Genomic DNA, 14,003 nt, shown 5'->3' on the forward strand with positions numbered 1-14,003 from the left:
CGACGCCGGCAAGCGAACGCTCGTTTTCTTCGGTTTCTGTTTTCTACTTCTCTGTCTTGCCGGCAAAATCCGCCGGGTTCTTGTATTTCACCGTTTGCAGATGCTCGCAGTAGAGCACCAGCTCGCCCTCGTTCTTGAAGACCTGGTAGCTGGCGCGAATGAGCCCGAGGTCTTTGTAGCGGGGCGTTTTTTCCATGTTGGTCCGGATCGTGTAGATGGTGTCATCGATGAAGACCGGCTTGATGAACCGGAGCTTGTCGTAGCCATAGGAAAAGGCGTTGACGCAGTTGGTGGCGACGAGGCCGAGACCGGCCGAGAACACGAAGGCGCCGGCAACGAGGCGACGGCCGAAGATGCCTTCCCGCTCCGCAAACATCTGATCCTGGACATAAGGATGGATGTCGACGACCAGGGTATTGAAGAGGTGGCTATCGCTCTCGCCAATCGTGCGGCGTAACGACCGGATGCGCTGACCGACGGGCCAATCCTCGTAGAACCAGTTTTCGGCGTTCCAGACCGGCAAGGCGGCATGGTCTTCCGGCATGTCGGCGGGACGTGTCGAAGAAACTCCGACGGTGGGCGTGAACTCATCCATGGTCAGTACCTGCGTAAGAAGTCGGGATTATCGGAGCCGTTTCCGGCCTATGCGCCACCATGGCGCAGAGGCTTATTCGTCGCGCTATTGGACCGCCGTCGTCCCATAGACCAGGTTCGGCAGCCAAAGCGACAGCTGGGGGAACATGCTCAGCATGACGAGAATGACCATCATCATCGCCAAGTATGGCAGCACCTCGCGGGCATAGGCCATCATCGGCACTTTCAGCACCATGGACGAAATGTACATCAATCCCCCGACCGGCGGGGTGATGCCGGCGATGGTCAGGTTCGTGATGAACACGACGCCGAAATGCACGCGATCGATGCCGACGCCATCGATGATCGGAATCAGCATCGGCGTCAGAATGATCAGTGCCGCCGACCCCTCGATCGCCGTGCCGATGACGATCAGCAGGACGTTGATGAGGAGCAGCATCAGGAGCGGATTGTCGGTGGCTTCGCCGAGCCAGCCGGACATGGCCTGCGGCACCTGCTCCCAGGCGAGATAGAAACCGAAGGCTGCCGCCGCGCAGATCATGATCATGACCACGGCCGAATCGCGCACGGCCTCGGCAAGCACCTCCGGGATCTGGCGGAAGGTGAATTCGCGGTAACCGAACACGGCGACGAAGAGCACATAGACGACGACCACCGCACCGGCTTCGGTGGTCGTGAAAAGACCGTATCGCGTACCGGCGAAGATCACCACCGGGATCGACAGCGCCCAGAGCCCGTCGATCAGCGCCCGGATGCCCTCCGCGCGGGTGGCGCGCTCCTTGCGCAACGGCTTGTAACCGCGTTTGCGGGCGATGAAATAGGTGGTGACCATGAGCCCGGTCGCCAGCACGAGGCCAGGCACCACACCCGCTGCGAAGAGCCGGCCGATGGACGTCTCCGCGAGAAAACCATAGACGATAAGACCGATCGACGGCGGAATGAGGCTCGTGATGATGGCCGCCGACGATGTGATGACCGCGGCGAAGGCCCGGCTGTAGCCCCGTTGCGACATCTCGACGCCGAGCGTCTTGGCGAGCATCGCCGCATCGGCGTTGGCAGATGCGGTAAGTCCGCCGAGCAAGGTGCCGAGCACGGTGCACATCTGCGCCAGCGCGCCCGTCATGTGGCCGACAAGCACGTCCGCAAGCGCCAAAAGGCGCCGGGTGATGCCCGACGCGTTCATGATGCAGCCGGCAAGAACGAACAGCGGCAGCGCCAACAAGGACACGGACTGGCTGCCCTCCGCCATTTCCTGGGCGAAATTGGCGAGCGGGATCATGTCCATATTGATGAGGAAGAAAGCGAACGCTCCGATCGCCATGGCCCAGGTGATCGGCGTCGACAGCAAGAACAGGACGACGACGAGAAGCGAGGGACCGGCCAAATGGAACAGGGTCATATCAACGATTCCAAATTGCGATGCTGACGGACGGTCCAGGGCCTCTCGACGATCAGATGCTGGACGAACATCCCGGCAGAGGCGAGCGCCAGAGGCGCATAGGACAGGCTGCGCGACAGATCGAGTGCGATCGTATGCACATTGCGTGAGATCCAGGCCTGCCACGCGAAGAGGATGGTCATGACGATGAAGAAGATTGCCAGCAGCAGATAGTTGAACCAGGCGACGGCTTTTCGCCAGCTGTCCGGGAGAGCCGCGACAAGCACGTCGATCGCCGCGTGCGTGCCGAGACGGACGCCGGCGACGGCACCGAAGAAGACGAGATAGGCGAAGGCCATCATCGCCAGCTCATAGGTCCAGGCGGCCGGCTGCGGGAAGACATAACGGCTGACGACCCCCCAAAGGATCGAGAAGACGATGACGAGGAGCGCCACGACGCCGATTGCCTCATCGGCGCGGCGCAGGCTGATGAGAGGAATTATCTCCTCCGGCGGGCGTGAGCTTTCCATGATGCCTCGATTGTCGAGGGGCAATCCGAGCTGGCGTCGATGCAGGCCCCACATTCGGGGCGCGATCCGGCCGGCGAAGACGCGCCCCCGCGGCAGCAGCGTCGAAGAGCGGGATGACGTGTATGCGGTCTTTCCGCCCGCATCCCGCTCCAACTCTCGAAACGGCGTCGCCTACTCTGCCATCGCCTTTTGCACCTGATCGTAGATGCCGGGCGTGATGTTCGGCACCTTCTCATAGGCTGCACGCGAGGCCTCGATGAATGCCGGAATGTCGACATCGGTCACAATCTCGACGCCGGAGGCGGCGAGCTGCTTTGCATAGGCATCGTCCGTGTCCAGCGTCATCTGCGTAAGCTCTTTGGCAATTGTCTGCCCTTCCTCCAGAAGAATCTTCTGCAGGTCTTCGGGCAGGCTGTTGAAGAGCTGGCTGGAAGCCACCCAGGCCGTGAACATGATCTGGTGGCCGGTTTTCGAAATGACCTTGCGGGTCTCGTTCAGCTTCGCTCCGGCTATCGAGCCGAAGGGGCCTTCGGCCGCGTCGACAACCCCGGTCTGCAACGCATTGTAGACGTCTCCCCACGGCAATTCCGTCGGCCTTGCACCGTAATTGCCGAAAGTCGCCATCATGATCGGCGACGAGGGCACGCGAATGGTGACGCCGGCCAGGTCCGCGGGTGAGCGAACCGGTTTGTTGGCGATGATGTGACGGTAGCCGAACAGGCCGTTCGGCATGATGATCTTGATGCCCCGCGCCTCCAGCTTGCTGGAAAGGTCCCGGTAGAGATCCGAAGCGAAGAGACGGTCCGTCGCCGCCAGATCCGGATAGACATAGGGGCCGGCAAGGATCGACAGATCCGGCACGAACTGGCCGAGCTGACCATAATCGGTGGCGCTGAGCAGGCTTGCGCCACTCATGACCATCTCGTTGACCTTTTTCTGCGCGCCGAGCTGATCGCCCGTCATGACGGTAATGGCGATGCGTCCGCCGGAGCGCTCACCGACACGCTCGGCATAGGTTTTCATGGCCTTGATGATCGGCTCGTTCGGATTCACCTGCGAGGTCGAAAATCGCAGGCTGTATTCCTGCGCGTTGGCAATGCCGCAGAACGACAATGCAGCCATTGCGGCCGCAGCGATCAAGGTTTTCATGCTGTCCTCCCTATTCCGGACTCCGCCTCCGGACTTTCACAAGTTTGAATAATATATTCACAAATGAAAGAATGGCGTCAAGCCGTGAATCGTCGCTCAAAGGCCATGAGGACAAAGAAAACCTTCAGGCTTTTCACATCGCCAGGGTTCCAGATTGCGCGAACAATCCATTCCCAAATGAATTTTTTCGGGCCGTCGGGATCTGGAGCGCCTGCAGTCAATCCTTCCGCAGCCCGCGTTCCTCCGGCTTCTCACAGCGTCATCCTTGACCAAGGTCAAGCCGAAGGATGACGGAGTTAGGCAAGAACGGGCGCGGCGAGACCCGTGCACAATCGGCTGATCAGAGGCGAGGCGCACAAAATTTCATCACTGCACGCAAACGGCTTATTTTTAAATCAACGGGCTTACTTCGAAGACAAAGGGCGTTGTCCGCCTTTTGCAGATTTTTCAAGGAGATGGCCGGAAGGCGGATATCTGGCACGGCACTTGCATTTCTACACCTGCTTCGATCAACGGCGATTGAAGCGAGCCAGGCGCCACATACGCCTGCCGAAGACACCGACGTCGCAAGGTCTTTGCCTCCGTAAGGGTTTCCTCCCGGTCCCGGAGCGCAAATTTCCGAGCGGCGTTTTTTTTATGCCGGTTTTCGGCCGGCCAAATCGAACCGACCTGAACTGCCGCGAAGCACTGCTCGAATTCTTCTATGAGCGGCCGCTTCGTAAAAGCTGCGGAGTGACCACATGACTGAAACTGCACTCGAAAAACTCGTCATCGTCGGCAACGGCATGGCTCCGGGCCGGATGCTGGAAGAGCTCTTCGAAAAGGCGCCCGGGCGTTATGCCGTGACGATCTTCAACGCCGAGCCGCGCGTCAATTACGACCGCATCATGCTTTCGCCGGTGCTATCCGGCGAGAAGGAGTATGAAGAAATCATCATCCATGGCGACGGATGGTACATCAAGCACGGCATCACCCTCTACAAGGGCCACAAAATCGTTGCGATCGATCGCGACGCCAAGACCGTCACCTCCGACCACGGCGTCACGGAAAGCTATGACAAGCTGGTGATCGCCACCGGTTCGGTGCCCTTCATCATCCCTGTGCCGGGCAAGGAACTGCGCGGCGTCATCACCTATCGCGACCTCGACGATGTGCAGGCGATGCTGCTCGCGGCGCAATCGCGCGAAAAGGCCGTCGTCATCGGTGGCGGCCTGCTCGGGCTGGAGGCGGCAGCTGGTCTTCAGGCGCGCGGCATGGACGTCACCGTTCTGCATGTCATGCCGACACTGATGGAACGCCAGCTCGATCCGGCCGCAGGCTACCTCCTGCAGAAGGCCGTCGAAGAACGCGGCATCAAGGTCGTCACCAAGGCGAACACGAAACGCATCCTCGGCGAGGAGAAGGTCCAGGGGATCGAGCTCGACGATGGCCGGATCATTCCGGCGACGCTGGTGGTGATGGCTGTCGGCATCCGGCCGAATGCCGGTCTTGCCAAGGAGGCCGGGCTGGCCGTCAATCGCGGCATCGTCGTCGACGCCGGAATGCAGACGTCCGACGGGGACATCATGGCGCTCGGCGAGTGTGCCGAAGTCGGCGGCATGGTCTACGGCCTCGTCGCGCCCCTTTACGAAATGGCGCGCGTCGCCGCCTCCCACCTCGCCGGCGACCGCCGCGCCGCCTTCGCGCATTCCGACACGCCGACCAAATTGAAGGTGACGGGCATCAACCTCTATTCGGTCGGCGACTTCGCCGATGCCGACGGACGCGAGGAGATCGTACTGCGCGATGCCACCGCGGGCATCTACAAGCGGCTCGTACTGAAAGACAACCGCATCATCGGTACCGTGCTCTACGGCGACACCGCCGACGGCGCCTGGTTCAACGATCTTTTGAAGCGCGGCACGGACATCTCCGAAATGCGCGACACCCTTATCTTCGGCCAGGCCTATCAGGGGGGATCTCCGCTGGACCCTACGGCGGCCGTTGCAGCCTTGCCGGATGATGCGGAAATCTGCGGCTGCAACGGCGTGTGCAAAGGCAAGATCGTCGGAGCGATCGTCTCCAAGGGCCTGACCTCGCTCGACGACGTGCGCGCCCATACCAAGGCTTCCGCCTCGTGCGGTTCCTGCACCGGCCTGGTCGAGCAGATCATGTCGCTGACGCTCGGCGACACCTACAATCCGGCTGCGGTGCAGCCGATGTGCACCTGCACGGATCTCGGCCATGACGACGTGCGGCGCCTGATCAAGGCGAAGAAGCTGAAATCCATTCCCGCCGTCATGCAGGAACTGGAATGGAAGACCTCCTGCGGCTGCGCAAAGTGTCGCCCGGCGCTCAACTACTATCTCGTCTGCGATTGGCCGGACGAATATGCCGACGATTACCAGTCGCGCTTCATCAACGAGCGTGTCCACGCCAATATCCAGAAGGACGGCACCTATTCCGTCGTACCCCGCATGTGGGGCGGCGTCACCAATGCGAAGGAGCTTCGCGCCATCGCCGATGTCGTCGACAAGTTCAACGTGCCGCTGGTGAAGGTGACCGGCGGTCAGCGCATCGATCTGCTCGGCATCGAGAAGGAGGATCTGCCCGCCGTCTGGGCCGATCTCGGTCAGGCGGGCTTCGTTTCGGGTCAGGCCTACGCGAAGGGGCTTAGAACGGTGAAGACCTGCGTCGGCTCCGATTGGTGCCGCTTCGGCACACAGGATTCGACCGGCCTCGGTATCCGCATCGAGAAATTCATGTGGGGCTCCTGGACGCCGGCCAAGCTGAAGATGGCCGTCTCCGGCTGCCCGCGCAACTGCGCGGAGGCGACCTGCAAGGACGTCGGAGTCATCTGCGTCGACTCCGGCTTCGAGATCCATTTCGCAGGGGCCGCCGGCCTCGACATCAAAGGCACCGAGGTTCTGGGGCTGGTCAGGACCGAGGACGAGGCGCTCGAACATATCGTCGCGCTGACGCAGATGTATCGCGAGCAGGCCCGCTATCTCGAGCGCATCTACAAATGGGCAAAGCGCATCGGTCTGGACGAGATTCGCCGGCAGATCATGGAGGATGCGGAAAAGCGCAGGGCCTATTTCGACCGCTTCGTCTTCAGCCAGAAATTCGCCCAGGTCGATCCCTGGTCGGAGCGCGTCTCCGGCAAGGACAAGCACGAGTTCCGGCCGATGGCGACGGTCGGCTTCAATCAGGCAGCGGAGTGACCGATGAAGATGAACTGGATTGCAATCGGCGACATCAACGACATCCCGCTGCGTGGAGCCCGCTGCGTCAGGACGCCCAACGGCAAGATCGCCGTCTTCCGGACCGCCGAGAACGAGGTCTTTGCGATCGAGGACCATTGCCCGCATAAAGGGGGCCCTCTTTCCCAGGGCATCGTGCACGGCACGGCCGTCACCTGCCCGCTGCACAACTGGGTGATCTCGCTCGAGACCGGCAAGGCGCTCGGCGCCGACGAGGGCGAGGTGCGCACGATCCCCATCCGCAACGACAATGGCGCGCTGTTCGTCGCTCTTGAGAGCCTCTCTCTGGCAGCGGCGGAATAAGCATGGCGCAAGAGGTCAAGACCACCTGTCCCTATTGCGGTGTCGGCTGCGGTGTCATTGCCCGCGTGGATGATGACGGTGCAGTGAGCGTCAAGGGCGATCCGGAACATCCGGCCAATTTCGGCAGGCTCTGTTCGAAAGGGTCGGCACTCGCCGAGACCCTCGATCTCGACGGCCGCCTCCTTCACCCGGAAATCGGCGGCCGTCGCGCAGGCTGGAGCGAGGCGCTCGATCTCGTTGCCGAACGCTTTTCGCACAGTATCGCCAATCACGGTCCCGATTCGGTTGCCTTCTACGTCTCGGGACAATTGCTGACGGAGGACTATTACATCGCCAACAAGTTGATGAAGGGTTTCATCGGCTCGGCGAATATCGATACCAACTCCCGGCTCTGCATGTCCTCCTCCGTCGCGGGCCACCGCCGGGCCTTCGGTTCCGACACCGTGCCGGGCGTTTACGAGGACCTGGAACTCGCCGATCTCGTGGTGCTGACGGGCTCCAATCTCGCCTGGTGCCACCCGGTGCTCTATCAACGCCTCTCCGCAGCCAAGGCAAACCGCCCGGAGATGAAGATCGTCGTCATCGACCCCCGCCGCACGATGACGGCGGACATCGCCGACATGCATCTGGCGATCGCATCCGACGGAGACGTCGCCCTCTTCAGCGGGCTGCTTGCCCATCTCGCCGCAAGCGGTGCGGTCGACCGGAACTACGTTTCGAATTACACGGGCGGCTTCGACGAGGCCGTCGCGGCCGCATCGAGGCTCGATCCCCCGTCACTCTCCAAGGCGACCGGGCTGACGCCGACGCAGCTTCGCGCATTCTTCCGTCTTTTCGAGACGACCGAAAAGGTCGTGACCTGCTATAGCCAGGGGGTTAACCAGTCCGCTACCGGTACCGACAAGGTCAACGCCATCATCAACTGCCATCTTGCGACCGGCCGCATCGGCCGGCCGGGCATGGGGCCCTTCTCGCTGACCGGGCAGCCCAATGCGATGGGCGGGCGCGAGGTCGGGGGGCTGGCAAATATGCTTGCCGCCCATATGGACATCGAAAAATCACTCCACCGGGACAAGGTACGGCGCTTCTGGGGCGCGCCGGCAGTCGCGAACGGGCCCGGCCTCAAGGCGGTCGATATGTTCCGCGCCGTCGCCGACGGGCGCATCAAGGCGCTGTGGATCATGGCGACCAACCCGGTCGTCTCGATGCCCGACGCCGATGCCGTCGAAGCGGCGATCAAAGCCTGTCCCTTCGTAGTCGTCTCCGACATCATGAGAGACACCGACACCGCCCGGCACGCCCACGTGCTCCTGCCCTCGCTCGGCTGGGGCGAGAAGGACGGTACCGTCACCAATTCCGAGCGCCGCATCTCGCGTCAGCGCGCCTTTCTCGCAGCTCCCGGAGAAGCGCGGCCCGACTGGTGGCAACTCGCCGCAGTCGGCAGGCGCATGGGCTTCGCCGAGGCCTTCGCCCATGTTTCACCAGCCGAGATCTTCGCCGAGCATGCCTCGCTTTCGGGATTCGAAAACGACGGACGCCGCGACTTCGACATCAGCGCCCACGCGGAGATCGAAGGCCCTGCCTATGACGGCCTGAAGCCGTTTCAGTGGCCGCAGCCCAAGGGCAGTGCGCCGCACGAGAGGCGGTTCTTTGCCGAGGGCGAATTCTATCATCCGGATGGCCGCGCGCGCTTCGTCGCCGTCGAGGTGCCACGGCCAAGAAGCGCCGACGATGCCTTCCTCTTCACGCTCAACACCGGCCGGGTGCGCGACCACTGGCATACCATGACGCGCACGGGCAAGAGCGCCAGGCTGTCCGGTCATCTCGCCGAGCCCTTCGTCGAGATTCATCCGCGTGACGCACAGGCGCTCGGCATCAGCGACGCCGACCTCGTCACCCTGGAAAGTCCGCACGGCGCGGCGATCGTCCGGGCGCTGGTCACCGACCGGCAGGCGGAGGGCAATCTCTTCGTGCCCATGCATTGGAACGACCAGTTCGCCTCCAGGGCGCGGATCGATGCGCTGGTTGCGCCGGTAACCGACCCGGTCTCCGGCCAGCCGGCGTCGAAGAACATGCCGGTCCGCGCGAGCCGCTTTGCGGCTGCCGCCTATGGCTTCGCGGTTTCGGCGCGTAAACCAAGGGAACTCGACGCCGCCTATTGGGCGCTCGCGAGAGCCGAGCGCGGGTGGCGGGTGGAACTCGCCTTCGCCGAAACGAATGTCGACTGGCTCGACTGGTGCCGGAAGACTTTTGCGATCGCCGCAGAGATCGAACCGATCGGCTATACGGACCGCACCTCCGGCGAGCTTCGCCTAGCCTTTTTCGAAGGGGACCGGCTGCTCGCCAGCCTGTTCCTTTCTCCGCGGCCGGTCGCCGCGGCGCGCAGCTGGGCGGTATCGCAGCTCGGCGCTTCGCACCACAACCTCGCCAAGCGCTTTGCGGTCACCGCCGGCCGCCCGGGCGCCGATACGCCCGATCCGGGCGCGACCGTCTGCTCGTGCTTCAGCGTCGGAGTCAACCAGATCACTGCGGCCGTCCGCGACGGTTGCCATAGCGTCGAAGCGGTGGGCGAGAGGCTCAGCGCCGGCACCAATTGCGGCTCCTGCCGCGCCGAGATCAGGGGGATCATAAATGGCTGCCTCACCCTCGCTGCTGAGTGATCCGGCCCAAAAGCCTCAGCGCGTGACCGCACTCGCGACGCTGCCGCTCTTCTGGCCCCTGAACGGCAAACGGGCCGTTGTCGCCGGCGGCAGCGATGCGGCCGCCTGGAAGGCCGAACTGCTGGCGGCCTGCGGCGCGGAAGTTCATGTCTACGCGCCGCGGACGTCGCTGAGCGATCTCTTCCTCGAACTCCTCGCCCGTGGGCCCGCGCATGAACACGGCTTGCTCGTTCACCACGACCAGGCGTGGCATGAGGGTGTATTTCGCGATGTCGCAATCGCCATTGCCGATTGCGACGACGAGGCCGACGCAGAAGCATTCTTTCGAGCCGGTCGGAGCGCCGGCGTGCCCGTCAACGTCATCGACAAGCCGGCTTTCTGCGCGTTTCAGTTCGGATCGATCGTGAACCGCTCGCCCGTGGTCGTTGCTATCTCGACGGATGGCGCGGCACCGATCCTGGCACAGGCGATCCGCCGGCGGATCGAGGCCCTGCTGCCGCCGGCACTCAAACGGTGGGCGACGGTGGCGCAGGCGATCCGCGACCGTGTGAACGCGCGCCTGAAACCCGGTGCCGCGCGCCGCGCCTTCTGGGAGCGCTTCGTCGACAGGGTCTTTCTGGATACACCGGAGGAGGGTGTAGAGACGCGGCTGATGGCGGAGGTGGATCGTCTGGTCACGCGCCCCTCCGCCATCGGCCGCGTCACCATCGTCGGCGCCGGCCCCGGCGACGCGGAACTCCTCACCTTGAAGGCGGTTCGCGCCCTGCAAGCCGCCGACGTGATCCTCTTTGACGAATGGATCCCTGACGACGTCCTGGAACTGGCGCGCCGGGAGGCAAGGCGCGTCCCCGTCGCGCCGAGCGCCACGGATAGCAGAGACATCGCGGCCCTCGTCGGGGAAGGGAAACGCGTGGTGCGCCTTCGGTCCGGGAACCCGATGGCGCTTGCCGGTGCCGTCGAGGAGATCGCAGCGCTTGAGAGCCTTGGAATTCCTGTCGAGATCGTGCCGGGTGTCGAGGCGGCACCTTGCCGTTCCGACGTAATCCAGGTGGCCTTCCGCAGGAGGGAAGTCTCGCAGCCGGGCCTGCGCGCTGCCCATTGATGCAGATCGGGCGTACGCAACCGCTCAGGAGGCGGAACCCGCGGAGCGGCTGGCGTTCCGCGAAGCCTCCAGCCGATCGATGAACGGGCGTTGGGAAACATTTATCTTGCCGCGCGCCTCTTCGAGCGTGAACCATCCGGCGCGGTCGACCTCCGGGAAGACCTGCATCCTGCCGCTCCGTGGCGGCCACTCTGTCTCGAACACGTTGCTGCGCAGGCTGGCAACGTCGAATTCGCTCTCATGCGCATAGGCGGTGACGAGCTTGCCGCCCTTCTGGCGCTCCGCGCCGAGAAACTCCAAGGGGCCCGTTATCGCAATGCCGGTCTCCTCGAGGAACTCCCGGCGCGCAGCGGCTTCCGGCTCTTCATCGGCATCATACTCACCCTTCGGGATCGACCAGGCGCCGAGATCCCGGTTCATCCAGAATGGCCCGCCCGGATGGACGAGCAGAACAAGGAGGTCACTCGCCTCGTATCGATAAAGCAGAACGCCCGCACTTCTCTTCGGCATTTTCGACCTCTGTCTGAAGCGGCACCGAGCGCCAATCCATGTGTCCATTGATTGTAGCCGATCAATGGACAAAAGCATGCAGCAGCTCAAAGTGCTACAGCGACCTGCAATCTCTCCTCGCCTCATCCTCTGAGCTTGTCACAGGGATGAGAGCAGCGCCGCGTCTGCGGCGCGGGAAGCTTTCTTTCAGCCCAAGGACTTGGTCTGGCTGGATTCCTGTGACGAGCACAGGAATGAGGAAATCAAACAAGCCGCCGCGGGTCTGATCTCAACCGGCCTTAGGAGGAACCCTCCTTCTTCGTCGCCAGCATGTCGGCGATCTCCATCGGGAACGGGAAGATTATCGTCGAGTTCTTTTCGCCGGCGATGACATTCAAGGTGCTGAGATAGCGCAGCTGCATGGCCTGGGGTTTCCGGGCGAGAATTTCTGCCGCCTCCAGCAGTTTCGCAGCGGCCTGCTGCTCGCCCTCGGCATTGATCACCTTGGCGCGCCTTTCGCGTTCGGCCTCGGCCTGGCGGGCGATCGCCCGGATCATCGATTCGTTGATGTCGACATGCTTGATCTCGACGGTAGCGACCTTGATGCCCCATGCGTCCGTCTGCACGTCGAGGATCTTCTGAATGTCCTCGTTCAGACGATCGCGCTCCGCCAGCATCTCGTCCAGATCGTGTTTGCCCAGCACGGATCTCAGCGTCGTCTGGGCGAGCTGGCTCGTCGCGGCCATGAAATCCTCGACCTGGATCGTCGATTTCTCTGCGTCAATGACGCGGAAATAGATCACAGCGCTGACCCGCACCGAAACATTGTCGCGCGAGATCACGTCCTGGCTGGGCACGTCGAGAACACGGGTCCTGAGATCGACGCGCACCATCTGCTGCACATAGGGGAGGAGCAGGATCAGCCCCGGTCCCTTGACGCCGGTGAAACGGCCGAGCGTGAAGATCACGCCGCGTTCATATTCCCGGAGGATCCTGATCGCAAAGGCGATGACGATCAGCAGGAACAGGAGCGCGGCGACAAACGGCGCAAGATTTCCAAGCCAGGTCATGAGCGGTCTCCTTTTCCCCCGTGGTCGATTGGGGAGTTGGTGCGGGACGCGGGCGGAAAACCGCGCATGCTTTTCATCATCCCGCTCCAGCCGGTTTGCGCGCCACCTTGAGCGTGAGGCCCTCCCGGCCGACGACCATGACGTCCTCGCCCGGTCCAAGCGGTTCGCTGCTGACGGCTCTCCACCGCTCGCCGTGGGCGATCACGTAGCCGTCCGCTCCCGCCCAACTGTCGACCTTGCCGGAAATGCCGATCATCTCTTCCGCGCCGGTGGCGACCCTGTGCCGGCGCGAAACAAGGGCGAGACGCGCGACCAGCAGGCTGAACGCCAGACTGGCTATCGCAATACCGCTCAGTGCAGGCCAGGACACCTGCAGTCCGGGCATGTCCGTGTCGAAGAGAATGGCAGCGCCCAGCACCAGGGCCACGGTGCCGCCGAGGCCGAGCACGCCGAATGACGGCGCATGCGCCTCCGCCACCAGCAGTCCCGCCCCAAGGAGGATAAGGCCCACGCCGGCATAGCTCACCGGCAGCACCGCAAGCGCGTAGAGACCGAGCAGGAGGCTGATGCCGCCGATTGTACCCGGCACCACTGTGCCGGGCGCGAGAAACTCGAAGATGAGCCCGTAGATTCCGACCATCATCAGGAGGAGGGCGACGTTCGGGTTGGTGATCACCGACAGCAGCCGCGTCCGCCAATCCGGCGGAAGATCCTCTATGGCGAGCCCGGACGTATCGAGCCGAACGTCGGATTGGCCGATGCGGACGGGGCGGCCGTGGGCCTGCTTCAAAAGGTCGTCGACGCTAACGGCGGTGAAGTCGATGACCTGCTCGCGCGCGGCTGCGGCGGAGGAAAGGCTCGCAGCCTCGCGCACGGCCCGCTCCGCCCAATCGACGTTTCGGTTGCGCAATTCCGCCAGGCCGCGGATATAGGCGACCGCATCGTTGATGAGTTTCGCTTCACCGGCATTGGCCGGTTTGCGCGGTTCGGGCTCGTCGGGCTTGCCCGTCTTTTCCTCGCCTTCCTGCTCGTCATTGCCAAACAGTCCTCCGCCGATGGCGATCGGCGTCGCCGCGCCCAGATTCGTCCCCGGGGCCATGGCCGCAATATGGCTCGCATAAAGGATATAGGTGCCGGCGCTTGCTGCCCGCGCTCCGCTGGGCGCGACGAAACTCGCGACCGGCACGGGCGAATCGAGGATGGCGCGTATGATGTCGCGCATCGACGTATCCAGTCCGCCGGGCGTGTCCATCTGCAGGACCACCAGCGCGGCACCGCGATCCCTGGCCTGTTGAAGACCGCGCGTCACATATTCTGCCGCGGCGGGACTGATGGCTCCGTTGACGTGCAGGACGATTGCCGTGCGCTCGGCTCCGGGCACCGGCGTGACAGGAAATGCGAAGGCCGACAGGAGACTGAACAACAGGATGAGGATGCGGGCCATTCGCCGTCGATACCTCACGGCTTCTCGTCTGCGGGCGCAGGC

The 14,003-nt window shown here is 63.2% G+C and carries 11 protein-coding genes; 4 read left to right on the forward strand and 7 right to left on the reverse strand.

The annotated features are described in order from the left end of the window. Positions 1 to 43: 43 nt before the first annotated feature. The 4 genes from ACTJKL_RS11250 to ACTJKL_RS11265 form a co-directional block, all read right to left on the reverse strand. Entirely contained in the window at positions 44 to 595 is a 552-nt protein-coding gene (locus tag ACTJKL_RS11250; RefSeq protein ID WP_018098360.1) for a MaoC family dehydratase, read from the reverse strand. 84 nt (positions 596 to 679) lie between these two features. Beyond that, positions 680 to 1,993, reverse strand: a complete 1,314-nt coding sequence (locus ACTJKL_RS11255; RefSeq protein WP_018098359.1) for a TRAP transporter large permease — start codon at positions 1,991 to 1,993, stop codon at positions 680 to 682. Further along, positions 1,990 to 2,502, reverse strand: coding sequence for a TRAP transporter small permease (locus ACTJKL_RS11260; protein WP_411922874.1), 513 nt, complete (start codon positions 2,500 to 2,502; stop codon positions 1,990 to 1,992). The genes ACTJKL_RS11255 and ACTJKL_RS11260 overlap by 4 nt, the downstream gene beginning before the upstream one ends. Positions 2,503 to 2,673: 171 nt before the next feature. Continuing rightward, positions 2,674 to 3,651, reverse strand: coding sequence for a C4-dicarboxylate TRAP transporter substrate-binding protein (locus tag ACTJKL_RS11265; protein ID WP_411922875.1), 978 nt, complete (start codon positions 3,649 to 3,651; stop codon positions 2,674 to 2,676). 740 nt (positions 3,652 to 4,391) lie between these two features. Between ACTJKL_RS11265 and nirB the strand changes: the two genes are divergently transcribed. Genes nirB through ACTJKL_RS11285 form a run of 4 tightly spaced genes read left to right on the forward strand, consistent with a single transcriptional unit; the run spans position 4,392 to position 10,958 of the window. Next, positions 4,392 to 6,854: a nitrite reductase large subunit NirB gene (nirB, locus tag ACTJKL_RS11270; protein WP_018098356.1), complete on the forward strand. Its 2,463-nt coding sequence runs from the start codon at positions 4,392 to 4,394 to the stop codon at positions 6,852 to 6,854. A 3-nt stretch (positions 6,855 to 6,857) separates the two neighbouring features. Beyond that, on the forward strand, positions 6,858 to 7,196 hold the full coding sequence (nirD, locus tag ACTJKL_RS11275; protein ID WP_100670125.1) for a nitrite reductase small subunit NirD: 339 nt from the start codon (positions 6,858 to 6,860) through the stop codon (positions 7,194 to 7,196). Positions 7,197 to 7,198: 2 nt separating this feature from the next. Continuing rightward, positions 7,199 to 9,856 (forward strand): nitrate reductase, encoded by a 2,658-nt coding sequence (locus tag ACTJKL_RS11280; RefSeq protein ID WP_275599241.1) that lies wholly within the window; start codon positions 7,199 to 7,201, stop codon positions 9,854 to 9,856. Beyond that, positions 9,828 to 10,958 (forward strand): siroheme synthase family protein, encoded by a 1,131-nt coding sequence (locus ACTJKL_RS11285; RefSeq protein WP_275599242.1) that lies wholly within the window; start codon positions 9,828 to 9,830, stop codon positions 10,956 to 10,958. The genes ACTJKL_RS11280 and ACTJKL_RS11285 overlap by 29 nt, the downstream gene beginning before the upstream one ends. Before the next feature lie 24 nt (positions 10,959 to 10,982). Here the strand turns inward: ACTJKL_RS11285 and ACTJKL_RS11290 are convergent, their stop codons facing one another. The 3 genes from ACTJKL_RS11290 to ACTJKL_RS11300 form a co-directional block, all read right to left on the reverse strand. Next, positions 10,983 to 11,468: an NUDIX hydrolase gene (locus ACTJKL_RS11290; protein ID WP_275599243.1), complete on the reverse strand. Its 486-nt coding sequence runs from the start codon at positions 11,466 to 11,468 to the stop codon at positions 10,983 to 10,985. A gap of 278 nt (positions 11,469 to 11,746) precedes the next feature. Further along, positions 11,747 to 12,517, reverse strand: a complete 771-nt coding sequence (locus ACTJKL_RS11295) for a slipin family protein (RefSeq protein WP_100670122.1) — start codon at positions 12,515 to 12,517, stop codon at positions 11,747 to 11,749. 76 nt (positions 12,518 to 12,593) lie between these two features. Beyond that, entirely contained in the window at positions 12,594 to 13,961 is a 1,368-nt protein-coding gene (locus ACTJKL_RS11300) for an NfeD family protein (RefSeq protein ID WP_275599244.1), read from the reverse strand. Positions 13,962 to 14,003 lie beyond the last annotated feature (42 nt).

Origin of the sequence: Sinorhizobium sp. 22678 (genome assembly GCF_052044265.1) — a bacterium.
GTDB classification, from domain to species: domain Bacteria; phylum Pseudomonadota; class Alphaproteobacteria; order Rhizobiales; family Rhizobiaceae; genus Sinorhizobium; species Sinorhizobium meliloti_A.